This window comes from Rhizobium esperanzae (assembly GCF_014197615.1).
Lineage (GTDB): Bacteria > Pseudomonadota > Alphaproteobacteria > Rhizobiales > Rhizobiaceae > Rhizobium > Rhizobium esperanzae_A.
This window is the reverse complement of the sequence record NZ_JACIFY010000005.1, coordinates 94,890-116,809: the sequence shown is the minus strand read 5'-3', so window position 1 is coordinate 116,809 and position 21,920 is coordinate 94,890. Positions and strand designations below refer to the sequence as shown.

General features: G+C 62.1%; 24 protein-coding genes. 11 read left to right on the top strand and 13 right to left on the bottom strand.

Annotation, left to right across the window (positions count from 1 at the left end; translation table 11 throughout):
- The first annotated feature begins 175 nt into the window (after nt 1-175).
- The 4 genes from rpmI (at nt 176) to pheT (ending at nt 4,585) form a co-directional block, all read left to right on the top strand.
- A complete protein-coding gene (gene rpmI / locus GGD57_RS08825) occupies nt 176-379 on the top strand; it encodes a 50S ribosomal protein L35 (protein ID WP_133708090.1) in 204 nt (67 codons plus the stop codon).
- A 38-nt stretch (nt 380-417) separates the two neighbouring features.
- Entirely contained in the window at nt 418-822 is a 405-nt protein-coding gene (gene rplT, locus GGD57_RS08820) for a 50S ribosomal protein L20 (RefSeq protein ID WP_126912214.1), read from the top strand.
- Nucleotides 823-1,062: 240 nt separating this feature from the next.
- Nucleotides 1,063-2,145, top strand: coding sequence for a phenylalanine--tRNA ligase subunit alpha (pheS, locus tag GGD57_RS08815; protein ID WP_184468812.1), 1,083 nt, complete (start codon nt 1,063-1,065; stop codon nt 2,143-2,145).
- Between the two features lie 16 nt (nt 2,146-2,161).
- Nucleotides 2,162-4,585, top strand: a complete 2,424-nt coding sequence (pheT, locus tag GGD57_RS08810; RefSeq protein WP_184468810.1) for a phenylalanine--tRNA ligase subunit beta — start codon at nt 2,162-2,164, stop codon at nt 4,583-4,585.
- Between the two features lie 55 nt (nt 4,586-4,640).
- On the opposite strand, the gene GGD57_RS08805 is transcribed toward pheT, so the two are convergent.
- The gene (locus tag GGD57_RS08805; RefSeq protein ID WP_184468808.1) at nt 4,641-5,000 is read right to left on the bottom strand and encodes a nuclear transport factor 2 family protein; all 360 of its coding nucleotides are present in this window, start codon (nt 4,998-5,000) and stop codon (nt 4,641-4,643) included.
- A 101-nt stretch (nt 5,001-5,101) separates the two neighbouring features.
- A complete protein-coding gene (locus GGD57_RS08800; protein WP_184469156.1) occupies nt 5,102-6,097 on the bottom strand; it encodes an aldo/keto reductase in 996 nt (331 codons plus the stop codon).
- Nucleotides 6,098-6,228: 131 nt separating this feature from the next.
- Between GGD57_RS08800 and GGD57_RS08795 the strand changes: the two genes are divergently transcribed.
- Nucleotides 6,229-7,143, top strand: a complete 915-nt coding sequence (locus GGD57_RS08795) for a LysR family transcriptional regulator (RefSeq protein ID WP_184468806.1) — start codon at nt 6,229-6,231, stop codon at nt 7,141-7,143.
- A 22-nt stretch (nt 7,144-7,165) separates the two neighbouring features.
- Here GGD57_RS08795 and GGD57_RS08790 read toward each other — a convergent pair whose 3' ends face one another.
- A complete protein-coding gene (locus tag GGD57_RS08790; RefSeq protein ID WP_184468804.1) occupies nt 7,166-7,663 on the bottom strand; it encodes a ferritin-like domain-containing protein in 498 nt (165 codons plus the stop codon).
- Nucleotides 7,664-7,776: 113 nt separating this feature from the next.
- Here GGD57_RS08790 and GGD57_RS08785 point away from each other — a divergent pair, with 113 nt between their 5' ends.
- On the top strand, nt 7,777-8,430 hold the full coding sequence (locus tag GGD57_RS08785; RefSeq protein WP_184469154.1) for a hypothetical protein: 654 nt from the start codon (nt 7,777-7,779) through the stop codon (nt 8,428-8,430).
- On the opposite strand, the gene GGD57_RS08780 is transcribed toward GGD57_RS08785, so the two are convergent.
- A complete protein-coding gene (locus tag GGD57_RS08780; RefSeq protein ID WP_184468803.1) occupies nt 8,420-8,863 on the bottom strand; it encodes a GNAT family N-acetyltransferase in 444 nt (147 codons plus the stop codon). The genes GGD57_RS08785 and GGD57_RS08780 overlap by 11 nt on opposite strands.
- Before the next feature lie 12 nt (nt 8,864-8,875).
- Entirely contained in the window at nt 8,876-9,823 is a 948-nt protein-coding gene (locus GGD57_RS08775) for an aldo/keto reductase (RefSeq protein WP_184468801.1), read from the bottom strand.
- Nucleotides 9,824-10,002: 179 nt separating this feature from the next.
- On the opposite strand from GGD57_RS08775, the gene GGD57_RS08770 reads away from it, so the two are divergent.
- Entirely contained in the window at nt 10,003-10,989 is a 987-nt protein-coding gene (locus GGD57_RS08770; protein WP_184468798.1) for a Gfo/Idh/MocA family protein, read from the top strand.
- A 110-nt stretch (nt 10,990-11,099) separates the two neighbouring features.
- Here the strand turns inward: GGD57_RS08770 and GGD57_RS08765 are convergent, their stop codons facing one another.
- Both GGD57_RS08765 and GGD57_RS08760 read right to left on the bottom strand, forming a co-directional pair.
- Complete coding sequence (locus GGD57_RS08765; RefSeq protein WP_184468797.1) at nt 11,100-11,477, bottom strand: GtrA family protein; 378 nt, start codon at nt 11,475-11,477, stop codon at nt 11,100-11,102.
- The gene (locus GGD57_RS08760) at nt 11,474-12,481 is read right to left on the bottom strand and encodes a glycosyltransferase (protein WP_184468795.1); all 1,008 of its coding nucleotides are present in this window, start codon (nt 12,479-12,481) and stop codon (nt 11,474-11,476) included. The genes GGD57_RS08765 and GGD57_RS08760 overlap by 4 nt, the downstream gene beginning before the upstream one ends.
- 161 nt (nt 12,482-12,642) lie before the next feature.
- Here GGD57_RS08760 and GGD57_RS08755 point away from each other — a divergent pair, with 161 nt between their 5' ends.
- Entirely contained in the window at nt 12,643-14,487 is a 1,845-nt protein-coding gene (locus tag GGD57_RS08755; RefSeq protein ID WP_184468793.1) for a hypothetical protein, read from the top strand.
- Nucleotides 14,488-14,511: 24 nt separating this feature from the next.
- Here the strand turns inward: GGD57_RS08755 and GGD57_RS08750 are convergent, their stop codons facing one another.
- A complete protein-coding gene (locus GGD57_RS08750; protein WP_184468791.1) occupies nt 14,512-14,757 on the bottom strand; it encodes a hypothetical protein in 246 nt (81 codons plus the stop codon).
- 307 nt (nt 14,758-15,064) lie between these two features.
- Between GGD57_RS08750 and xseA the strand changes: the two genes are divergently transcribed.
- A complete protein-coding gene (gene xseA, locus GGD57_RS08745) occupies nt 15,065-16,648 on the top strand; it encodes an exodeoxyribonuclease VII large subunit (protein WP_184468789.1) in 1,584 nt (527 codons plus the stop codon).
- Nucleotides 16,649-16,958: 310 nt separating this feature from the next.
- Here the strand turns inward: xseA and GGD57_RS08740 are convergent, their stop codons facing one another.
- Nucleotides 16,959-17,456, bottom strand: a complete 498-nt coding sequence (locus GGD57_RS08740) for a MarR family winged helix-turn-helix transcriptional regulator (RefSeq protein WP_184468787.1) — start codon at nt 17,454-17,456, stop codon at nt 16,959-16,961.
- An 81-nt stretch (nt 17,457-17,537) separates the two neighbouring features.
- Between GGD57_RS08740 and GGD57_RS08735 the strand changes: the two genes are divergently transcribed.
- Entirely contained in the window at nt 17,538-18,449 is a 912-nt protein-coding gene (locus GGD57_RS08735; protein WP_184468785.1) for an EamA family transporter, read from the top strand.
- On the opposite strand, the gene GGD57_RS08730 is transcribed toward GGD57_RS08735, so the two are convergent.
- Nucleotides 18,397-19,650, bottom strand: coding sequence for an aminopeptidase (locus tag GGD57_RS08730; protein ID WP_184468783.1), 1,254 nt, complete (start codon nt 19,648-19,650; stop codon nt 18,397-18,399). The two genes, GGD57_RS08735 and GGD57_RS08730, sit on opposite strands and share 53 nt — an antisense overlap.
- Nucleotides 19,651-19,874: 224 nt before the next feature.
- A complete protein-coding gene (locus tag GGD57_RS08725) occupies nt 19,875-20,558 on the bottom strand; it encodes a glutathione S-transferase family protein (protein ID WP_184468781.1) in 684 nt (227 codons plus the stop codon).
- 79 nt (nt 20,559-20,637) lie between these two features.
- Here GGD57_RS08725 and GGD57_RS08720 point away from each other — a divergent pair, with 79 nt between their 5' ends.
- Nucleotides 20,638-21,081: a MarR family winged helix-turn-helix transcriptional regulator gene (locus GGD57_RS08720; protein WP_184468779.1), complete on the top strand. Its 444-nt coding sequence runs from the start codon at nt 20,638-20,640 to the stop codon at nt 21,079-21,081.
- Here the strand turns inward: GGD57_RS08720 and ybaK are convergent, their stop codons facing one another.
- Nucleotides 21,082-21,555, bottom strand: coding sequence for a Cys-tRNA(Pro) deacylase (gene ybaK / locus GGD57_RS08715; RefSeq protein ID WP_184468777.1), 474 nt, complete (start codon nt 21,553-21,555; stop codon nt 21,082-21,084). It abuts the gene before it with no gap.
- 3 nt (nt 21,556-21,558) lie between these two features.
- Complete coding sequence (locus GGD57_RS08710) at nt 21,559-21,909, bottom strand: ArsC family reductase (protein WP_184468774.1); 351 nt, start codon at nt 21,907-21,909, stop codon at nt 21,559-21,561.
- Between the last annotated feature and the right edge of the window lie 11 nt (nt 21,910-21,920).

Below are 21,920 nucleotides of genomic sequence, written 5' to 3'. Positions count from 1 at the left end.
CGAACTGACCGGCAGGGCATGCCGTGGCAGTTTCGAATGCTTGCGGAACGGTTCGTCGCCGATGCCGCAGATCAACAACAAACGCTCCCGCACCTTGTTGCGACGGCCGGAGAACCGGACTTCGCGAGAGGGCTTTTTTGATAAAGCGCGCAGGGAGAACAGAAGGAGTAGCAAAATGCCCAAGATGAAGACGAAGTCCTCTGCCAAGAAGCGGTTCAAGATCACCGCGTCAGGCAAGGTCAAGGCTGCCGCTGCCGGCAAGCGCCATGGCATGATCAAGCGTACCAACAAGTTCATTCGCGATGCACGTGGCACCATGGTTCTCGCAGAACCGGATGGCCGCAAGGTTATCAAGAATTACCTGCCGAACGGTCTCTGAGACTCGTCCGCGAACGCTAGATTTAAGGAGATCATGATATGGCACGTGTAAAAAGGGGCGTCGCTGCCCATGCCAAGCACAAGAAGGTTCTGAAGGCCGCCAAGGGCTTTTACGGCCGTCGCAAGAACACCATCCGTACCGCCAAGGCTGCCGTCGATCGTTCGAAGCAGTACGCCTACCGCGACCGCAAGGTCAACAAGCGCAACTTCCGTGCGCTCTGGATCCAGCGCATCAACGCGGCTGTCCGCGAATTCGGCCTGACCTACGGCCGCTTCATCGACGGCCTGAACAAGGCTGGCATCGAAGTCGACCGCAAGGTTCTCTCCGACATGGCGATCCACGAGCCGGAAGCATTCGGCGCGCTGGTCAATGCTGCCAAGAAGGCTCTTGAGTACCTCAAGGAAGCCGGCACGGCGAACGAGTTTGAAGGCGCGGTCCGTTGAGCCGTGCGCGTTCGTAAGAACGCGCAAAGCTGGCTCAACTGCTTAAAGTGGCGCATGTACCTTTCGAGCGGGCGCGCCCGCTCGGGACATGTGCTACCAGCGCTTCCCAAGCTTTGAATTTATGATTTGGGAAACCCGCGCTGGTTTGGGCTAGCGCGGGTTTTTCTTTCTCTATACTCCTTGCGCCGGCCTCTCCAGCCTGCCTTTCGAACGCCGCCTTATCTGGACGGAAAGAAGACAATGTCAGATATCGACCAGCTTAAATCGCCTTTGCTTGCCGAAATTGCCGCCGCCGGCGATGAGCCCGCGCTCGAAGCTGTGCGCGTGTCCGCCCTTGGCAAGAAGGGCTCGGTCTCCGAACTCCTGAAGACGCTGGGCGCCATGACGCCGGAGGAGCGCCAGACCCGGGGTGCTGCGATCAACGCCCTGAAGAACGAAGTGACGGACGCCATCGCTGAACGCAAGTCGGTGCTGAAAATGGCGGCGGTCAACGCTCGCCTGAAGGCCGAGACGGTCGATGTCAGCCTGCCGGTGCGTTCCTCGCCCGCCGAGCGCGGCCGCATCCATCCGATCAGCCAGATCGTCGACGAGATCACCGCGATCTTCGCCGACATGGGCTTCTCGATTGCCGAAGGTCCCGACGTCGAGACGGATTATTACAATTTCACCGCGCTGAATTTCCCGGAAGGCCATCCGGCCCGCGAGATGCACGACACCTTCTTCTTCAACCCGGATGAGAATGGCGAGCGCAAGGTGCTGCGCACCCATACCTCGCCGGTCCAGATCCGGACCATGGAGACGCAGAAGCCGCCGATCCGCATCATCATCCCCGGCAAGACCTATCGCCAGGATTCGGACGCCACGCATTCGCCGATGTTCCATCAGGTCGAAGGCCTTGTTATCGACAAAAAGGCCAATGTCGCCAACATCCGCTGGGTGCTCGAGGAGTTCTGCAAGACCTTCTTCGAGGTCGACAGCGTGACGATGCGCTTCCGCCCGTCCTTCTTCCCCTTCACCGAGCCTTCTTTCGAGGTCGATATCCAGTGCGACCGCTCCGGCCCGATCGTCAAGTTCGGCGAAGGCAGCGACTGGATGGAAATCCTCGGCTGCGGCATGGTCCACCCGAACGTGCTGCGTTATGGCGGGCTCGATCCGGACGAATATCAGGGTTTTGCCTGGGGCATGGGCCTCGACCGCATCGCCATGCTGAAATACGGCATGCCCGACCTGCGCGACTTCTTCAACGCCGACGTCCGCTGGATGACGCATTACGGCTTCCGCCCGCTCGATATGCCGACATTGTTCGGCGGCCTCAGCGTTTGAACGGAGAATTGAGACGATGAAATTCACGCTCTCCTGGCTGAAAGAGCATCTGGAAACCGATGCCACGCTCGATGAAATCTGCACGCGCCTTACCCAGATCGGGCTGGAGGTCGAGGATGTCGACGACAAGGCGGAATTCAAGCCCTTCGTCATCGCCAAAATTCTCTCGGCGGAAAAACATCCCCAGGCCGACCGCCTGAAGGTGCTGATGGTCGATACCGGTGCCGGTGCGCCGATCCAGGTCGTCTGCGGCGCCCCGAATGCGCGCGCCGGTCTCGTCGGCGCCTTTGCAGCCCCCGGCACCTATGTTCCCGGCATCGACGTGACGCTTGCTGTCGGCAATATACGCGGCGTCGAAAGCCGCGGCATGATGTGCTCCGAAAAGGAACTGCAGATATCCGACAGCCACGACGGCATCATCGATCTGCCTGATGATGCGCCGGTAGGCACAAGCTATGCGGCTTATGCCCACCTTGATGACCCGGTCATCGAGATCAACCTGACGCCGAACCGGCCGGACTGCACCTCGATCTACGGCATCGCCCGCGATCTCTCGGCCTCCGGCCTCGGCACGCTGAAGGCCCGGCCGGCGCCGTCTTTTGCCGTCGAAGGCGAGACGCCGGTGAAGCTGACGCTCGATCTCGACGATGCCAGGCTCTGCCCGGGCTTTTCGCTGCGTCTCGTGCGCGGCGTCAAAAACGGCCCGAGCCCGCGCTGGATGCAGCAGCGGCTTCTTGCCATCGGCCTGCGCCCCATCAATGCGCTGGTCGATATCACAAACTACATGACCTTCGACCAAGGACGACCGATGCACGTCTTCGACGCCGCCAAGGTCAAGGGCAACCTGACGGTGCGCCGCGCCAAAGAAGGCGAGACCGTACTGGCGCTCGACCAGCGCGAATACAAGCTCGGCCCGAACAATGTCGTCATCTCGGATGAAGACGGCATCGAATCGATCGGCGGCATCATGGGCGGCGAACATTCCGGCTGCGATGAAAACACCGTCGATGTGCTGATCGAATCGGCCCTCTGGGACCCGATGAACATCGCCAAGTCGGGCCGCAGCCTCGGCATCATCACCGATGCCCGCTACCGCTTCGAACGCGGCGTCGATCCCGAATATATGGTCCCCGGTCTCGAACGCACCACGGAACTGGTGCTGGAACTCTGCGGCGGCACGGCTGCCAGGGCCGAGGTCGTCGGCTACAAGGGTTACGAACCGAAGATCGTCGATTTCCCCTATTCCGAGGTCAAGCGCCTGACCGGCCTCGAGGTCTCGAATGAGGAAAGCGACACGATTCTGACGCGTCTCGGCTTTACGGTTTCCGATTCCGGCGAACGTGTTTCCGTCGCCGTTCCCTCCTGGCGTCCCGATGTCGACGGCAAGGCCGATCTCGTCGAGGAGGTCATGCGTATCCACGGCGTCGACAATATCAAGCCGGCGCCGCTCGAAAGCCATGCCGCCGTCAACGGCAGAATCCTGACGACGCTGCAGATCCGCACCCGCGTCGCCAAGCGCGCGCTTGCATCGCGCGGCATGCTCGAAGCCGTCACCTGGTCCTTCATTCCGGAAGATCACGCCAAGCTCTTCGGCGGCGGTTCACCGGCCTTGAAGCTTGCCAATCCGATCGCCGCCGAAATGTCGGATATGCGCCCCTCGCTGCTCCCGGGCCTGCTGAGCGCGGCCCAGCGCAATGCCGACAAGGGTTATGCCGACGTCGCCATCTTCGAGGTTTCCGGCACCTATGAGAACGACAGGCCGGAAGGTCAGCGTCGCGTTGCCGGCGGCATCCGCCGCGGCACGGCCTCGCTGGCTGGCGCCGGTCGCGCCTGGTCGAACGGCGCCAAGGGCGGCGGCAAGCCGGTCGACGTCTTCGACGCCAAGGCCGATGCGCTCGCCGTCATCGAAGCCTGCGGCCTGCCGATGGGCAATATCCAGATCGAGCAGGGTGGCCCGGAATGGTATCATCCCGGCCGCTCCGGCACGATCAAGATGGGGCCGAAGGTGGTGCTCGGCTATTTCGGCGAATTCCACCCGCTGACGCTGGAGGCGCTCGATGTCTCCGGCGCGCTCTGCGGCTTCGAAGTCTATGTCGACGCCATGCCGGAAGCCAAGCGCAAGGCGACCCGCACCAAGCCGGCGCTCGAGCTCTCACCTTTCCAGGTCGTGCGGCGCGATTTCGCCTTCGTCGTCGATAAGACGGTGGAAGCAGGCGCCATCGTCAAGGCGGCCACCGGCGCCGACCGCAAGCTGGTGACCGGCGTCAATGTCTTCGACATTTTCGAGGGCGCATCGGTTGGCGAGGGCAAGAAGTCGGTGGCGATCGAGGTTCAGATCCAGCCGGTCGAGCGCACGCTGACGGATGAGGATTTCGAAGCGCTGACGCAGAAGATCGTCGCCGGCGTGACGAAATTCACCGGTGGCGTTCTCAGAAGCTGAGTTCTGTCCGTCTTCCCGCAAAACGAGGGACCGGTCGCGAAAGCGGCCGGTCTTTTCACAGATGCAGATGGTAGAGCTTGCTGACGATCGTCCAGCGGCCGTCGATCTTCAGCAGTGAGAGATAGTCGGTAAAGCGCATTCCGGCGAAATCGTCGGTGACCTTGACGCTGGCCGCATCGCCTTCGACATCAACGCTCTGGATGTCCATGAAGGGCTGCGTGCCGGGCGGTGCCGGCTCCTCCGCCAGGATGGCGGCGATGAATTCGTCGCGCGTCAGCCATTCCACCGCATTCTGGTAATGGCCGATGATCGAGCTTTTCGGGTGAAAAGCCTTTTTCAAGGCTGCCTCATTGCCGAAGGCCATGCCTTCGACATAGAGGTGAACCGTCTGTTCGACTGCCTGCCTGTCCGACATGTTTTCATCCCGTTTTCCGAGATGACGTTAGATAGTTTCGCCTGCCGCGAAGGCAAGCCCGGCCGTTGCATCAGGCCGGGCTTTCGCTGCTTGTTTTCGGTTCAGAGGTTGGTCATGGAAAGTAAGGAGTCCGAATAGCGCTTGCCGGCCACCTCGCCGAGGGGGATTATCCGGCCAAGCTGCTCGAGTTCCGCCGCACTGAGCGTAATATCGGCCGCAGCGGCGTTCTGTTCGAGATGGTGAAGCTTGCGGGCGCCGGGGATCGGCACGATGTCGTCACCCTGGCCCAATACCCAGGCGAGCGCCAGCTGCGCCGCCGTCACGCCCTTCTCGGCGGCAAGCTCTTCGAGCGTGGCGACGAGAGCGGCGTTGGCGTCGAAATTTTCCGCCTGGAAACGCGGCACCTGCCGGCGGAAATCGTCGGCGGCAAGATCCTCCGGCTTGCGGATCGCTCCGGTGAGGAAACCGCGGCCGAGCGGGCTGTAGGGCACGAAGCCGATGCCGAATTCGCGGCAGGTCGCAAGCACATCCTCCTCGGGATCGCGCGTCCAGAGCGAATATTCGCTCTGCAGCGCGGCGATCGGATGGACGGCATGGGCGCGGCGGATGGTGGCGCTGCCGGCCTCCGAGAGGCCGAGCGCGCGGACTTTGCCTTCCCTGACCAGTTCGGCCATCACGCCGACCGTCTCTTCGATCGGCACATTGGGATCGACGCGATGCTGGTAGAGCAGGTCGATGGTCTCGATGCCGAGCCGCTTCAGCGAGGCCTCAGTGACCTCCCGCACATGCTCCGGACGGCTGTCGACGCCGGCAATGGCGGCAGCACCCGACTGGCTGGTATCGATCTTGAAGCCGAATTTGGTGGCGATCACCACGCGGTCGCGAAACGGCTTCAGCGCTTTTCCGAGAAGAATCTCGTTGGTGAAAGGGCCGTAAACTTCTGCGGTGTCGAAGAAGGTGACGCCGAGATCGACGGCGCGGTGCAGCGTCCTCACCGACTCCGCCTCGTCGCTGGCGCCATAGGCAAAGCTCATGCCCATGCAGCCGAGGCCGACGGCAGAGACGGTAAGATCGTTTCCGAGTTTCCGGGTTTTCATCATGGGCTCCTTTTCTGAGCTGATTTTGAACCGCTCGGAGAGGGTCGTTGCGGTACGGACAAACCATATCGCTGTGATATCGATCAGAAAATACATGCAGTTTCTAACGGGCTGTTCTATTATTTCGATCAATGAACAGAACCCAGCTCTCACAACTCGCCGTTCTCGCCGCCGTCTCGGAGCATCGCAGCTTCCGCGCCGCGGCCAAGGAACTTCTCGTCGCGCCCTCGGCCATCAGCCATGCGATATCGAGCCTCGAGGAAAGCCTGGGCGTCAGGCTTCTGGCGCGCACGACCCGCAGCGTCGCGCCGACGGAAGAGGGCCGCCTGCTGCTCGAACGGCTGCGTCCGGCGCTGGAGGAGATCGATATTGCGCTCGAGGCCGTCCGCGATACCCGCAGCAAACCGGCGGGAAACCTGCGCATCACAGCGCCGCGCTTTGCCTCCGATCTCCTGCTCGCCCCGCGCCTCGGTGATTTTCTCAATCTCTATCCCGATATCACCCTGGAGATCGCCAATGAGGATGGTTTCACCGACATCGTCAAGGAAGGTTTCGACGCCGGCCTAAGGCTGGAGGAGAGCCTGGAGGCCGATATGATCGCGGTGAGGTTCTCGCCCAATCTGACGACCGTGATCGCCGCGTCGCCCGAATATTTCGAGCGCTATCCGAAACCCGAACACCCGCGCGATCTCGTCCATCACCGCTGCATCAAGCGGCGCTTCACCAATGGCTCGATCTATCGCTGGGAATTCGAAAAGGACGGGCAGGAACTGGTCGTTGCGGTCAACGGGCCGCTTGTTGTCAGCGAAGACAGGCTGGCTCTGCTGGCAGCACTGAACGGCGCCGGCCTTGCCTATCTCTTCGATATGCGGGTGCATGCCGAACTGGCGGGCGGCAGGTTGGTGCGGGTGCTGGAAGATTGGTGCGCGCCCTATTCCGGGCCGTTTCTCTATTATCCCAGCCGCCGGCAGATGCGGCCGGCGCTGCGCGCCTTCATCGATTTCTTCAGATATGTGGAGAAGGATACGGGCGGCCGGTCGGGCTGAACCGCCGCCCGTTCGCAAGCCGTCAGGCAGCCTTCGCCTTCTGGTTTGCCGCCGTGGTGGCAAGCTGCGAGAGGGTCTTGTCGGTGGCCGTTTCCTGTTGCAGCGTCTGGTCGAGAAGGCCGACGACATCCTTGTGGCCGAGCGTCGCGGCCCAGGTCTTCAGCGTGCCGTAACGGGCGATTTCATAGTGCTCGACGGCCTGGGCGGCCGAGATCAGCCCGGCATCCAGCGCCGGCGTGCCCTTGAATTCCTCCATGATTTCCTCGCCCTCGGCGATAATGCCCTGGATCGCCTCGCAGGTCTTGCCCTGGGCACGTTTGCCGATTTTGTCGAAAATCTGCTGCAGGCGCTCGACCTGACCTTCGGTTTCCTCAAGGTGCTTCTGGAAACCCGCCTTCAGTTCGGAGGATTGCGCCGCGCGTGCCATTTTCGGCAGGGCGCGCAGGATCTGCCGTTCGGCGAAATAAATATCCTTCAGCGTGTCGTAGAAGAGATCTTCCAGCGTCTTTTCCTTGGCCATGTTCTCGATCCTTGTTTTGGGAAAGGCCGCGAATGCGGCGACACCTTAAGAAGCGAACTTTGCCAAAATTGTTCCCGATCGATTTCGGGTGGACTGAAAATCAGCTCCGCGCGATGTTTCCAGCCGTCGATGTGGGAGGAAGAGAGACAATGCGAAAGCCGAATTCGATGAAAGGTTTGGAGGATCTCGGCCGCGTGCGGCTGTCGCAAAACTTCTTCTTCCGCGATTTCCTGCATTCTGAAATCGCCGATTTCTATCGCATTCCCAATATTCCCGAGGATCCCGATCTGGCGATCGAGGTGGGCAGGAGGCTTTGCCAGGAATTGCTGGAGCCGCTGGAAGCGACCTTCGGGCGTCTGCACATCCGTTCCGGCTATCGCTCTCCCGCGGTCAACAGGTTCGGCAACGAAAACAAGCTGAACTGTTCGACCAATGCCGCCACCGCGGCGCATCACATCTGGGACATGAGGGACTTCGACGGCTGCATGGGCGCGGCAGTCTGCATCGTCGTGCCGTGGATGATCGACCGCTACCGCGACGAAAGCGACTGGCAGCGGCTCGCCTGGTGGATCCACGACCATCTGCCCTATGCCTCGCTCTGCTTCTTCCCGAAGCTATGGGCCTTCAATATCCAATGGCACGAACGGCCGAAGCGGGTGATCCAGAGTTATATCAGCCCGCGCGGCATCCTGACCAAGCCCGGCATGGCGAACTGGGAAGGCGATCATTCCGAATGGTATGAGGGATTTCCGGGGCTTAGAGAGTGATGCGGTAGCGGATATGGCCGTCGCTCTCGACATAGCTGTCGTAGAGTGCCCGTGCCGTTTTATTCTGCTCGCTCGTATGCCAGTAGAGCCGCGACCACCCCTTCGCCTTGCCGAGCGCGACGAGATCGTCGATCAGCGCCCGTCCGACGCCTTTTCCGCGAGCTTCGGGATCGACGAACAGGTCTTCGAGATAGCAGTCCCTGGTGCGGATCCACGTGCCCTCATGGGTGAGATAGAGCGCAAAGCCCATGATCCTGCCGTCGACCTCGGCGACGCGCATGGCGATCGCCGACGCCGGATCGAAAACCCGGCGCCATGTCAGATCGCTGATATCGGCATCGACCGTGACCTCGTAAAAGGCAAGATAGTCAGCCCAGAGTTCGCGCCAGCGCGCTTCGTCCTCGGGGTGGGCATCGCGGATCGTCACGGTCATGGGGGGTCCTTTTCAGGCGCCGGCTTCGTCGAGCAGCGCCATCGCCTCATCGGAAAGCGCAAGTGTCGCCGATTTCACCAGGCTTTCAAGCTGCGAAAGGCTGGTCGCGCTGGCGATCGGTGCCGTCACGCCCTTCTTGCGCAACAGCCAGGCGAGCGAAATTTCCGCGGGCTTGGCGCCGGTTTCGGCCGAGATCTTGTCGAGCACGGCAAGGATGCGAAGGCCCTTGTCGTCGAGATATTGCGACACGCGGCCTTCGCGGGCGCGGCCTTGCGTATCGCTCTTGCTGCGGTATTTGCCGGTGAGGAAACCGGCGGCAAGGCTGAAATAGGTGATCACGCCGACATCTTCCCTGACGCAGAGCTCGGCGAGAGGCCCCTCGAAGCTCGCGCGCTCGTAGAGATTATATTCCGGCTGCAGCACGTCGTACCGCGGCAGCCCGGCCTTTTCGGCAGCGTCGAACGAGGCCTGCAGCAGCGGCGCATCATAATTCGAGCAGCCGATGGCGCGGATTTTGCCCTGCTCCTTCAGCTTGGCATAGGCGCCGAGCGTTTCTTCGTGCGGCGTATCGGCATCCGGCCAATGCGAGAGATAGAGGTCGATATAGTCGGTCTGCAGCCGGCTGAGCGAATCCTCGACAGCCTTGAGGATATAGCTTTCCTTGAGCGTCTTTCCCTGTCCCATGTCCGAGCCGACCTTGGTGACGATGACGGCCTTGTCGCGAGAGATATTCGATTGCTTCAGCCAGCGCCCGATGATCTCCTCGGAATCGCCGCCCTTGTTGCCGGGCACCCAAGCGGAATAGACATCCGCCGTGTCGATGGTGTTGAGCCCTGCGTCAAAGAAGGCGTCGAGAATGGCGGAGGATGTTTTCTCGTCGGCCGTCCAGCCGAAGACATTGCCGCCGAAGACGATCGGCGAAATCGAAAGACCTGTTTTTCCAAGCCGGCGCATTTCCATGACGCTCTCCAAAATGACTGAAATGTTCGAAATTACTGATACGGCGGGACACCGCCTGACCTAACCTAGTGCGATCCGGGCGTCAGGGAAACCAAACTTCCGTGATTTCCGGTCGCGCCATTGCGCCGCAGCCAGGGCCTGAATAAGGTTCGCGAACATCAGCTTTGGGGAGATTGATCATGTTGCGCTTCGGTATCCTTTCAACGGCGAAGATCGGCCGCGACAATGTCGTTCCGGCAATTCAGGATGCGGAAAACTGCGTCGTCACGGCGATTGCCAGCCGTGATCTCACGCGGGCAAGGGAGATGGCAGACCGCTTCTCGGTGCCGCATGCCTTCGGTTCCTACGAGGAGATGCTGGCCTCCGACGTCATCGACGCCGTCTATATTCCGCTGCCGACTTCGCAGCATATCGAATGGTCGATCAAAGCAGCCGATGCCGGCAAGCACGTGCTCTGCGAAAAGCCGATTGCGCTGAAAGCAGCCGATATCGACGAGGTGATCGCCGCCCGCGACCGCAACGGGGTCGTGGTGACCGAAGCCTATATGGTCACCTATGCCCCGGTCTGGCAGAAGGTGCGCGCGTTGATCGAGGAGGGTGCGATCGGTTCGCTCAAGCATGTGCAGGGCGCCTTCACCTATTTCAACCGCGACGCTGCCAACATGCGCAACATTCCCGAACTCGGCGGCGGCGGCCTTCCCGATATCGGCGTCTATCCGGTCATGAGCACCCGGTTTTCCACCGGCAAGGAGCCGCTGCGGATCCAGGCGATCACCGAGCGCGATGCGGATTTCGGTACGGATATCTATTCGAGCGTCAAGGCCGATTTCGGCGATTTCGAACTGAGCTTCTATATCTCGACGCAGATGGCCAACCGCCAGGTCATGGTCTTCCACGGCACCGACGGCTATATCGAGGTCAAGTCGCCGTTCAACGCCAATCGCTGGGGGCCGGAGGAGATTGAGCTAACCGACCGCAGCCACAATGAATCGCGCATCTTCCGCTTCCAGGACAGCCGGCAATACCGGCGTGAGGTCGAAGCCTTCGCCCGGGCGGTGAAGGACAGCAAGGAAGAGATCGTCACACTCGAAAATTCGAAGCTGAACCAGAAGGTGATCGACGCGATCTACCGCGCCAGCGAAAAGGACGGCTGGGAAGCGGTCTAAAGCATGCCGCGCAAAAGCGTGCCGCGGTTTTGCGAGAACGACGTGCGTAAAGCAAAGATTCAAAGTCTTGCAGCGTCCTCGGCGCGTCCTTTGGAAGCGCTGCGCTGTCATTATTCGGCGCGGAAGACGAAGCGCGAATAGCCGAAGAAGCTGAAGACCATCGAGGCGATGCTGGCCATCACCATGGCCGCAAGCGGCTGAAGCGCCGGCAGCGACAGCAGAAGGGCGGAATACAGCCCGTAATTGACGAGCGCCGCCGTCACCCCGACCGAGCCGTAACGGAAGCCTTCGGCGGCAAGCGACCGGCCGGAGCGGTCGAAGGTGAAGCTCCGGTTGAAAACCCAGGTCGCCGCCATTGCCAATGCGATGGCGATGATCCGCGCCAGAAATGGGCCGAGCGGTGTCAGATCGAGCAGCGCCAAGAGCACGCCGGCATCGACGAGGAAACCGATGCCGCCGGCGATGGCAAAGCGGATGAGCTTTCTCATGCCGCATCCGCCTTCCCGCGACCGGGGCGCGCTATCGGCCCTGTGTCGCTGAGCGGCGCCTTCATCGCGCTCGGCGTCTCCAGGCTCATATAATGGATGCGAAGCTGTTCGGCGCGGGCGCGTGCAACGGAATCCAGGATGACGCCGGCGGTGAACAGCATGAAGGAGATCATCATCAGCGCCATCGACAGCACCCAGGTCGGCATGCGGCTGACCAGACCTGTCTGGAAATATTCCGCCAGCACCGGGGCCATGAAGCCGAGGCTCGTCAGCATGAAGGCGGCGCTGATCGCGCTGAAAAAGGCGAAGGGCCGCGTCTCCTTCATCAGCATCGCAAACATCCAGAGGATCTTGGCGCCGTCACGGAAGGTCGAAAGCTTGGAATGTGAGCCTTCCGGCCGGCGGCCGTAGTCGAGCTCCAGCTCGCTGACCGGCAGCTTCAGCCGGGAGGCGTGCACGGACATTTCGGTCTCGATCTCGAAGCCGCCCGATACTGCCGGGAAGCTTTTGACGAAACGGCGCGAAAAAGCACGGTAGCCGGAAAAGATGTCGGTGAAATCGGGGCCGAAGATCATCCGGTAGAGCAGGTTGAACAACCGGTTGCCGAGCGCATGACCCTGACGGCCGGCATCGTCATGCACGCCGCGCCGGGTGCCCACCACCATGTCGGCGCGCTCCGTCAGCAGCGTGCGCACCAGTTCCTCGGCATCGGCGGGCGTATAGGTTCCGTCGCCGTCGGCGATGATATAGATGTCAGCCTCGATGTCGGCGAACATGCGGCGCACGACATGGCCCTTGCCTTGGCGCCGCTCGCGCACGACATGCGCACCGGCAAGCATCGCCTGCAGCGCTGTCCCGTCGGTGGAATTGTTGTCGTAGACATGGATCGCCGCATCCGGCAGCGCCGCCCGGAAACCTCGCACGACAGGGCCGATCGTCGCGGCCTCATTATAGCAGGGAAGCAGGACGGCAATGTCCAGTTTATCGGTACGCGATCGGGCCATGACTTTACTCGTTACACAAAAGCCGTGCCGAGCCTAAACCAACCGGCGTTAATAAGACCCTATGACGCAGCCGAAATCCGTGGCGGCGGCCAACAGCTTTACACTTTCTTGATCGGCGGCGGCTAAGGTTTGGCATCTTTGGAAACGGACCGCTAACCACGATGAACGCTGTGCAGCCGATCGCCAATGCATCATTCGCGACCGCCACCCCCAAGGGAAAGGTGTCCGGCCTGCTGACGCGGCTGTGGCCAACCGTCATTGCCTATAGCGTCATCTTCGCCGTCGTCATTTTCGCCGCCAAGTTTTACCGCGCCACCGATTATGTCGGCCCCGACAATGACGACGGAATGCGTCTCGTCGAGGTGCGCGATTTACTGGCCGGGCAAAGCTGGTTCGATCTGATGCAGTACCGTCTTGGCATCGACGGCGGCACGCTGATGCACTGGTCGCGGCTGATCGATCTGCCGATCGCCTCGCTGATCCGGTTCTTCGGCCTGTTTGCGCCCCCCAAGACGGCCGAGGCACTGGCACTCGCCGTTTGGCCCCTGTCGCTCATTCTGCCCGCCATGCTCGCCATGGCCGTTGCCGGCCGGCGCATCGGCGGGGTTGCCGGCATGCACATCAGTCTCGTCCTGACCGGCCTTGCCATCTATACCGGAAGCCGTTTCGCGCCGGGCGCCATCGACCATCACAATGCCCAGCTGGCGCTGGTCGCGACGATGGTGGCGATGCTGCTGGACCCCGAGCGTCGCGGCTGGAATTATGCGGTCGCCGGTACCGCGGCGGCCGTCGCCATTGCCATCGGCGCCGAAACGACGCCCTTCGTCGCAGCCGTCTGCCTGACCGTTGCCCTGCTCTGGGCGTGGGAGGGTGAAAACTTCGCCGTCGCCGCTCGCTCCTTCGGATTGGCGCTGGCGATTGCGATCAGCATCCTCTTTGTCGCAACGGTGCCGCCCCGGCTTTATTCCATGGTCACCTGCGACAATCTCTCGCTCGGTTACTACAGCCTGGCGGCGATCGGCGGCGGATTGTTGCTGTTTTCGGCAGTTTTTGCGAGCCGCCTGCGCCGGCCCATGCGCTTTGCGGCGCTGGCCGTCGTCGGCGCCGGCGTTCTTGGTTCGGCTGTTGTGATCGCCCCGCAATGCCTGAGCAATCCGCTGGCCGGTCTCGATCCGATGCTGGTCGAACTCTGGCTGAGGAATGTTACGGAAGCGCAGTCGATTTTCGCTCTCGCACGGACCGATTCCTTTTCGGTCGGCGCCTTCTATGCGGCGGGTCTGTTCGGCATCGCCGTCTGCATCTTCCGCATCGCCCGGCGCGACCGCACCCAGATCCACCTGATCCTGCTCATCCTGCTCGCCACGAGCTGGGCCATCGCGCTGGTCCAGGTGCGCGGCTCCACCTTCTCGAACCTGCTTTCCATTCTGCCGCTTGCTTTGCTGATCATCGATGTCAGACGTATCTCCAACGAAGACAGCGAGAATGTCGCCGCCGCCTTCGTCTATGTCGTGACCGTGCTCGCAAGCGTTCCGGCCGCCTGGGCGGTCGGCGGCGGGCTTGTCTCGCGGCAGGTGCAAAATGATGTGCAGAAACAGGCAACGGCGGCACAGGAGCATCCCTGCACATCGAAAGCAGCGCTGGCGCCGCTTGCCGGGCTTCCGGCCGGGCTGATCGCTGCCCCGTCGGAAATGGGCGTGCCGATCCTCCGCTTCACGGAAAACCGGGTTCTCTCCGCACCCTATCACCGCAATCAGGGCGGCATGCTGACGGAATTGCATATCGGCCTGGCGGAGCCGCAGGAGGCGGAAGCCTTCCTGAAAGGAGCCGGCGTCACGATGCTGGCCTTCTGCGCGGATGACCCGCAGACGCGTCAACTCGCCAAGCTGAAGCCGGATGGTCTCTATGCTGAGCTCGGCAAGGGCAATATCCCGCCCTATCTGGAGCCGCTGCCGAAGGCGCCGGATGCCGGCGTTCAGTTCTTTCGCTATCGGCCGGCGGCGAATTGACGCCGCCAGCTGTGCCGGCAGTCTTTAGTGGGAAACGCGCGGCGCGCGGCGAAGGCGCGCACTGGCGTAGAGGCCGAGAACAAAGAGCATGAGGCCGGCATTATAGCCGAGAACGGCATAGACGAATGCCAGAATTGACACCGGCCCGGGCGAGGTTATCGCCGCCACCGCGAATGTCATTCCGATCAGCGCGGCGACCAACGCGATCGCGGCGGCCGAGCGCATTTGCCCGGCGCTGACGCCCAATGCTGCTGCTGTGAGAATAATCATTTCAGCACCTTCCCAGAGATAACGAGGGGAAGCATAGGAAGCGCCAGCTAACGAAGACTTACCGGCCATCGTAGCAGAAAAGCCTTTGTATTGCGGTGGTTAGCAATCCCTTTCGTGTAAAACGCGAATTGTAACTATCCGTTCCGCAACCAAACGAATTTAGGCGATTTCGCTCTCGGTCGCCACGCCGGCCGAGCTTGACGGCGCGACGACAGCGTCAGCGCGTTGCCGATTTCAATAGCCGGGAAAACGGCCTCTGCATCGCTACCGACCTTCCCGTTTGCCGCCGATGCGCTAGAAAGAAGGAATGAGCAATGTCTTCGACAGCGATTCGCCGACCAACCTTGCCGAATATTCGGTTTCGGAGCTTTCCGGCTCGATCAAGCGCACCGTCGAAACGGCCTTTGACCAGGTTCGCGTGCGCGGCGAAATATCGGGCTATCGTGGTCAGCACTCCTCGGGTCATGCCTATTTCGCGCTGAAGGACGACCGTGCCCGCATCGACGCCGTCATATGGAAGGGCACCTTCTCGCGGCTGAAGTTTCGCCCGGAAGAGGGCATGGAGATCATCGCCACCGGCAAGGTCACGACCTTTCCCGGTTCCTCCAAATACCAGATCGTCATCGAGACGCTGGAGCCGGCCGGCGCCGGCGCGCTGATGGCGCTGATCGAGGAGCGCAAGCGCAGGCTCGGCGCCGAGGGCCTGTTCGATGCCGCCCGCAAGAAGCGGCTGCCCTTCATGCCCAGGGTGATCGGCGTCGTTACCTCGCCGACCGGCGCCGTGATCCGCGATATTCTGCACCGCATCTCCGATCGTTTTCCCGTGCATGTCCTCGTCTGGCCGGTGAAGGTGCAGGGGGAGGGATCAGGCGAGGAGGTGGCGAACGCCATTCGCGGCTTCAACGCGATGGAACCTTCAGGCGCCATCCCGCGCCCGGACGTGCTGATCGTTGCACGCGGCGGCGGCAGTCTTGAGGATCTCTGGAGCTTCAACGACGAAGTGGTCGTGCGCGCAGCCGCCGAAAGCCGGATACCGCTGATCTCGGCGGTCGGACACGAAACCGACTGGACGCTGATCGATTATGCCGCCGATGTCCGCGCGCCGACGCCGACGGGGGCTGCGGAAATGGCGGTGCCTGTTAAGGCTGAGTTGGAAGCGCAGGCGGCTGCTCTCGCCGCGCGCCTGCAAGGCTGCATGAACCGGCAGATGGATCAGCGCCGCCAGTCCGTCCGCGCCCTGATGCGGGCTCTGCCGTCGCTCGACCAGCTTCTCGCCCTGCCGCGCCGTCGTTTCGACGAAGCGGCGGCCGGCCTCGGCCGCGGGCTGGAACTCAACACCATCAACAAACGCCGCGGCTTCGAACGCGCCGCCTCGCATCTGCGCCCCGATATGCTCTCCAATCGTATCGCCGAGCGCCGCCAGACGCTGAACGAGCGCATGGTGCGGGCTGAACGCATGGTCGAGCGGCTGATCGACCGCTCGACATCGCGTGTCGAGCGCGCCGAGGCCATCCTCGCCTCGTTGCCGGCACGGTTGAAGGCGCAAACCGACCGCTCCCGCGAGCGTCTCGGCAATCTCATCAGGCACGCCGACACCGCCACATCCCATCAGCTGATCCGGGCAAGAGCCGCGCTTGCGGCACAGGACCGAGTGCTGCAGTCGCTGTCCTACAAAAACGTGCTGAAGCGCGGTTACGCAGTGATCCGCGACGACGAGGACAGGCCGATCTCGCAGGCTGCCGCTCTTTCGGCCGGTGCCGCGGTCTCCATCGAATTTTCCGACGGCCGCATCGGCGCCGTCACCACCGAAGGCGGCATGCCGCCGGGAGGGTCGAAGAAGCGGACGGCCAAGGCCACCGAGCCGCCGCCGAAACAGGGAAGCCTGTTCTAGAGCAATTCTGCATCGTCACTGACGCTGTGGTGAACCCGAACGCGGTGTTTGCCGCCATGGGTCCTCGGCTCAAGGCCGAGGACGACAGAGGGTGGGGGAGGCTATGCAGCAAGAACCGTAAGCGCAGCGGTTTTTGGGGAATTGCCGTCATTGTTTGCACAATTCCTAATGCAAAACCGCTCGCGCATTTTTGCTGAAATTTCTCCCGGTGTCCGGTTTCTTGCCCATCGTGCCCCCATTCTCCGTCATACTCGGGCTTGACCCGAGTATCCATGCGGTAAGCACTCCACCGCATGATCGAACGCGCGAACTACTCGAAATCCGAGAGAAACTTGCGCAGCAATCTGTCGAGCTCCGCCTTGTCGGCAGCGTTCAGATTTCCCATCAGCCGCTGCTGGTTGGCGGCATGGGCGTCGACCGCCTTTTCGACGGTCGCAAACCCCTTGTCCGTCAGAGCAATCAGCACGCTGCGCCTGTCTTCGGGATTGAGGATACGCTGGACGAAGCCCGCCTTCTCCAACTGGTCGATCCGGTTCGTCATCGTCCCGGAACTGACCATCGTCATCTCCAGAAGCTCGCCCGGCGAAAGTCGGTGAGGCGTGCCGGAGCGGCGAAGGGTGGCGAGCACATCGAAGGCGGAGGTGGAAAGCCCGTGCTCCAGCAACACGGCTTCGACCTCGCGGCCGAGATGGGTGCCAAGGCGCTTCAGGCGCCCGAGGATGCCCATCGGTTCGACATCGAGGTCCGGCCGCTCACGCCGCCATTGCGCCAGGATCCTGTCGACGTGATCGTGCTTCTCATCGGCCATTCCGTATCGATATCAGCAGACATCTTGACGTCAAGATAAAACAAGCTATCCTGAATTTATCTTGATATAGAGATTCTTGAGATGAAGACAAATTCGCGATACCTCGCCGACGTGCTGACGACCGCCGTGGCGCCGGCCATTTGGGGCAGTACCTATTTCGTCACCACATCCTTTCTGCCCCAGGGCTATCCGCTGACGGTCGCCCTGCTGCGCGCCCTGCCGGCAGGTCTGCTTCTGTTGCTGATTGTTCGGATGTTGCCGACCGGAATCTGGTGGGGAAGGGCCATCATTCTCGGCGCCCTGAACTTCTCGTTCTTCTGGGCGATGCTCTTCGTCTCGGCCTACAGGCTGCCCGGCGGCGTTGCCGGAACGGTCGGCGCCGTGCAGCCGCTGATCGTCATCGCGCTGTCGCGGTTTTTCCTCGGCATGCCGATCCGGCTGCTTGCGGTGCTGGCAGGTCTTGCCGGCGTGGCCGGCGTCGGACTACTGGTATTGACGCCGAAGGCGGGGCTCGATCCGGTCGGGGTGGCCGCCGGGCTCGCCGGCGCCGTGTCGATGGCTTTCGGCACCGTGCTGACCCGGCGCTGGGCGCCGGCGGTGTCAAACCTGACCTTCACCGCCTGGCAATTGACGGCGGGCGGCATCCTGCTGCTGCCTTTTGCGCTTTTGCTCGAACCGGCGCTACCGACGCTGAGCGCTGCAAACATTGCCGGCATCACCTATCTCGGCCTGATCGGCGCGGCCTTCACCTATCTGCTCTGGTTTCGCGGCCTGTCGCGCATCGAGCCCTCGGCGGTCGCCTCTCTCGGCTTTCTGAGCCCCGTCGTCGCGACTTTGCTTGGCTGGTTGGCGCTCGGCCAGAGCCTGGCGCCGGCGCAGATCGCCGGTTTCGCCATGGTGCTTGCCGGCGTCTGGCTCAGTCAGCGCGCGACGATGCCGGTCAGGCCCACTCGCCCTGGCGCATCACAGCAACCCGCGAACCATCCGGTGTGATGCCGTCGATATCGACCTTGTCGGAGCCGATCATCCAGTCGATATGGATCAGGCTGGAATTGCCGCCTTGCGCCTTGATCTGCTCCTGGCTCAATGTCGCGCCGTCGAGGAAGCACTTGGAATAACACTGGCCGAGCGCGATGTGGCAGGAGGCGTTTTCGTCGAACAGCGTATTGTAGAACAGGATGCCGCTGGCCGAAATCGGCGAGGAATGCGGAACCAGCGCCACTTCGCCGAGCCGGCGTGCGCCCTCGTCGGTATCCAGCACCTTGTTCAACACCTCTTCGCCGCGTGAGGCATTGGCCTCGACGATGCGCCCGCCCTCGAAACGCACCTGGATATTGTCGATCAGCGTGCCCTGGTGCGACAGCGGCTTGGTGCTCGACACATGGCCTTCGACGCGCAGCGCATGCGGCGTGGTGAAGACTTCCTCGGTCGGGATGTTCGGATTGCAGGTAACGCCGTTCTTGGCGGTGGATGCGCCGCCATGCCATTCATGCCCGTCGGCAAGACCGACCGTCAGGTCGGTGCCCGGTCCCTTGAAATGCAGCGCGGCGAAGCGCTTGCCGTTCAGCCAGGCGGAGCGCTTGGCAAGGTTGGCATTGTGCTCGGCCCAGGCGGCGATGGGGTCACTGACATTGACGCGCGAGGCGGCAAAGATCGCCTTGGCGAGCTTGGCGATCGCGATCGGTTCCGGATCGTCGGGGAAAACCACCTTGGCCCAGGACGGGTTGGGATAGGAGACGATGTTCCAGTTGATGTCGAAATTCGAGATTTTTTCAAGCGCCGGCTTGTAGGCGGTGGACATGGCGCGATTGGCGCGGCCGACCCTGCCGGCATCCTGCGCCGACAGCAGCAGCGGATTGTCGCCGGCGACTGCCAGACGGGCGGCCCCGTTGGCATAGGCCTTGGCCATGCCCTCGTAGAGCCAGCCGGAGGCGCGGTCGAAACTCTCGTCGCTGCCATACTGATAGCGCGCCAGCGTCGTTTCCTCGTCGGAATAGAAGGCGGTCACCAGCCCGGCGCCGGCCTGATAGGCCTGTTTGGTGATCAGGCGAACGAGCGGCAGCGCCACGACGGGGGCCGTGATCACCAGATCCTGATCCTTCTGCAACTGCAGCCCGACCTTGACGGCGACTTCCGCAAGCTTCTCCAGCTTGTCGGGATCAATGGTGTTCTGGCTCTGGGGCATGAAAGTCATGGTTCAACCTGCCTTCTGTCATCGACGCTAGAGCAATTCCCGGCAAAGCGCGAAGCGCTTTTGCCGGGAATTGCGTAAATCCAAAGATTGGAGCGGTTCTGCGCTTCCGTGAAAAGCTGAACCGCACCAAGAGGCTGGAAGACTTAGACCCGTTTGCGGCGAAAATGAAGCGTCCTGCTGGCGAATTGAAGCGGCCGGATATCTGTCCGGCCGCTGCCGGGGGTTCAAGCGGCGGCAGGCTGCCTGAGCAGGATCGAGCTATGTTTCTCAAGGAATTCCGTCAGCCGCTGCGGGTAATCCTCACCAACGGCATTCTTGACGCTCGCCCGCGCCGCCAGCGCCTTGCGCCAGCTTTTGACCCGCTCAAGCCCGTCGAAGATGCCGCTGTCGCCCAACCTGTCGAAGAGATCGAAATAACGAAAGACCGGCGCAAAGACGGCATCGACGAGGCTGAAGCTGTTGCCGGCGAAATAGGGTCCGTCGGTCAGCGCGCTGTCGACCGTCGCGAACTTGGCAATCAGCGCCTTGCGCTTGGTCTCCAGCTGCACCGCATCCTGCGCCGTTTCATAACCCCAGAGGTCGGAAAGCACGGAGGAGCCGAATTCCATCCAGCCGCGATGACGGGCGCGGATGAGCGGATCGGCGGGATGCAAAGCTGCACCCGCCTGCGTTTCCTCCAGATATTCGCAGATGACGCTGCTTTCGAACAGCACCGCGTCGCTGCCATCCTCCTCTTCGATCCGCAGCAGCGGCACCTTGCCGAGCGGCGAGATCTTCAGGAACCAGTCCGGCTTGTCGGCGAGGTCGATATTGATGCGCTCGAAGGCCACGCCCTTTTCAAGGAGAGCGATGGCGGCGCGCTGCACATAGGGGCAGAGATGATGGCTGATGAGGGTAAGTCTGCGCATGGAAATCTCCTGGTCACAATCCATGCAAATGCATCTAATATCGCTTGCGGCAGAATTCAAGATAGATGTAATTGCATTTATGTCTAAAAAAACAGTCGAGCCGAGCGAAGCCTCCACCCGCGCCTGGACGAGCATCATGCGCGCCCGCGAACGGCTGCTTGGCGCGATCGAAACCGACCTGAAAGCCGCCGGCATGCCGCCGCTTGCCTGGTATGACGTGCTGTGGGAATTGGCGCGCGCGCAAGACGGCAGGCTGCGCCCCTATGAGATCGAAGAGCGCACATTGCTGGCGCAGTATAATCTTTCCCGCCTGATCGACCGGCTGGAAAGAGAGGGTCTCGTCCGGCGCGAAGTCTTCGCCAGGGATGGACGCGGCCGCTGGGTTGTCATCACCGAGGCCGGCCGGCAGCTGCGGGAGCGCATCTGGGCCATCTATGCCGGATCGATCGAGACCCATATCGGCTGCAAGCTTGCCGAAAGCGAAGCGAAGGCGCTCGCGGGCCTGCTCGATCGCTTCCTTTGATCAGGCGATCAATGGCGCAGCGACCGCCTTCAACGCCTTCAACGCATCCTTCGGATCGAGCCGCACCTGCAGCCCGCGCTGCCCGCCATTGATATAGACGAGCGGCTCGGCAAGGGCTGATACCTCGATCGCCGCCGGCACGATCTTCTTCTGGCCGAAGGGGCTGATGCCGCCGACATGATAGCCCGTCAGCCGTTCGGCGTCGGCAGGCTTCATCATATTGGCCGATTTGCCGCCAAAGGCGCTCGCCAGCTTTTTCATGCTGACCTCGCGATCCGACGGCACGACGACGCAGACCGGCTTGCCGTCCACCTCGGCCATCAGCGTCTTCAGCACCCGCTGCGGGGCCTCGCCGAGTGCCTCGGCCGCCTGCAGCCCGACGCGCTCGGCGCCGGGATCGTAATCATAGGTGTGGACAGTGAAGGCGACGCCTGCCTGCGAAAGAAGCTGTGTCGCGCGCGTGGTCTTGGACATGGCTCAGCCCTTGAACATATCCGCGTAAATCTCCGGCTTGAAGCCGACCAGCAGCTTGCCCTGCGCCTCCAGCACCGGCCGCTTGATCATCGACGGCTGATCGAGCATCAGCGCGATCGCCTTTTCCCGGCTCAGATTCTCGCGCTCGGCATCGGGCAGCTTGCGGAAGGTGGTGCCGGCGCGGTTGAGCACGGTATCGAGGCCGGCCTGATCGATCCAGGTCTCGAGATGGGCGCGGTCGATGCCGAGCGCCTTGTAATCATGAAATTCATAGGCGACGCCGTGGTCTTCCAGCCAGCTGCGGGCCTTCTTCATCGTGTCGCAATTCTTGATGCCATAGATGGTAATGGCCATGCCGATCGATC

Bases quoted from the DNA above. Each gene is read 5' to 3' on its own strand.
- pheS (WP_184468812.1), top strand. From the start codon at position 1,063: ATGTCAGATATCGACCAGCTTAAATCGCCTTTGCTTGCCGAAATTGCC.
- xseA (WP_184468789.1), top strand. From the start codon at position 15,065: ATGAGCAATGTCTTCGACAGCGATTCGCCGACCAACCTTGCCGAATAT.
- pheT (WP_184468810.1), top strand. From the start codon at position 2,162: ATGAAATTCACGCTCTCCTGGCTGAAAGAGCATCTGGAAACCGATGCC.
- GGD57_RS08770 (WP_184468798.1), top strand. From the start codon at position 10,003: ATGTTGCGCTTCGGTATCCTTTCAACGGCGAAGATCGGCCGCGACAAT.
- GGD57_RS08780 (WP_184468803.1), bottom strand. From the start codon at position 8,863: ATGACCGTGACGATCCGCGATGCCCACCCCGAGGACGAAGCGCGCTGG.
- GGD57_RS08765 (WP_184468797.1), bottom strand. From the start codon at position 11,477: ATGAGAAAGCTCATCCGCTTTGCCATCGCCGGCGGCATCGGTTTCCTC.
- GGD57_RS08740 (WP_184468787.1), bottom strand. From the start codon at position 17,456: ATGGCCGATGAGAAGCACGATCACGTCGACAGGATCCTGGCGCAATGG.
- rplT (WP_126912214.1), top strand. From the start codon at position 418: ATGGCACGTGTAAAAAGGGGCGTCGCTGCCCATGCCAAGCACAAGAAG.
- GGD57_RS08725 (WP_184468781.1), bottom strand. From the start codon at position 20,558: ATGCGCAGACTTACCCTCATCAGCCATCATCTCTGCCCCTATGTGCAG.
- GGD57_RS08720 (WP_184468779.1), top strand. From the start codon at position 20,638: ATGTCTAAAAAAACAGTCGAGCCGAGCGAAGCCTCCACCCGCGCCTGG.
- GGD57_RS08755 (WP_184468793.1), top strand. From the start codon at position 12,643: ATGAACGCTGTGCAGCCGATCGCCAATGCATCATTCGCGACCGCCACC.
- ybaK (WP_184468777.1), bottom strand. From the start codon at position 21,555: ATGTCCAAGACCACGCGCGCGACACAGCTTCTTTCGCAGGCAGGCGTC.
- GGD57_RS08735 (WP_184468785.1), top strand. From the start codon at position 17,538: ATGAAGACAAATTCGCGATACCTCGCCGACGTGCTGACGACCGCCGTG.
- GGD57_RS08775 (WP_184468801.1), bottom strand. From the start codon at position 9,823: ATGGAAATGCGCCGGCTTGGAAAAACAGGTCTTTCGATTTCGCCGATC.
- GGD57_RS08805 (WP_184468808.1), bottom strand. From the start codon at position 5,000: ATGTCGGACAGGCAGGCAGTCGAACAGACGGTTCACCTCTATGTCGAA.
- GGD57_RS08795 (WP_184468806.1), top strand. From the start codon at position 6,229: ATGAACAGAACCCAGCTCTCACAACTCGCCGTTCTCGCCGCCGTCTCG.
- GGD57_RS08800 (WP_184469156.1), bottom strand. From the start codon at position 6,097: ATGAAAACCCGGAAACTCGGAAACGATCTTACCGTCTCTGCCGTCGGC.
- GGD57_RS08760 (WP_184468795.1), bottom strand. From the start codon at position 12,481: ATGGCCCGATCGCGTACCGATAAACTGGACATTGCCGTCCTGCTTCCC.
- GGD57_RS08785 (WP_184469154.1), top strand. From the start codon at position 7,777: ATGTTTCCAGCCGTCGATGTGGGAGGAAGAGAGACAATGCGAAAGCCG.
- GGD57_RS08730 (WP_184468783.1), bottom strand. From the start codon at position 19,650: ATGACTTTCATGCCCCAGAGCCAGAACACCATTGATCCCGACAAGCTG.
- rpmI (WP_133708090.1), top strand. From the start codon at position 176: ATGCCCAAGATGAAGACGAAGTCCTCTGCCAAGAAGCGGTTCAAGATC.
- GGD57_RS08790 (WP_184468804.1), bottom strand. From the start codon at position 7,663: ATGGCCAAGGAAAAGACGCTGGAAGATCTCTTCTACGACACGCTGAAG.
- GGD57_RS08750 (WP_184468791.1), bottom strand. From the start codon at position 14,757: ATGATTATTCTCACAGCAGCAGCATTGGGCGTCAGCGCCGGGCAAATG.
- GGD57_RS08710 (WP_184468774.1), bottom strand. From the start codon at position 21,909: ATGGCCATTACCATCTATGGCATCAAGAATTGCGACACGATGAAGAAG.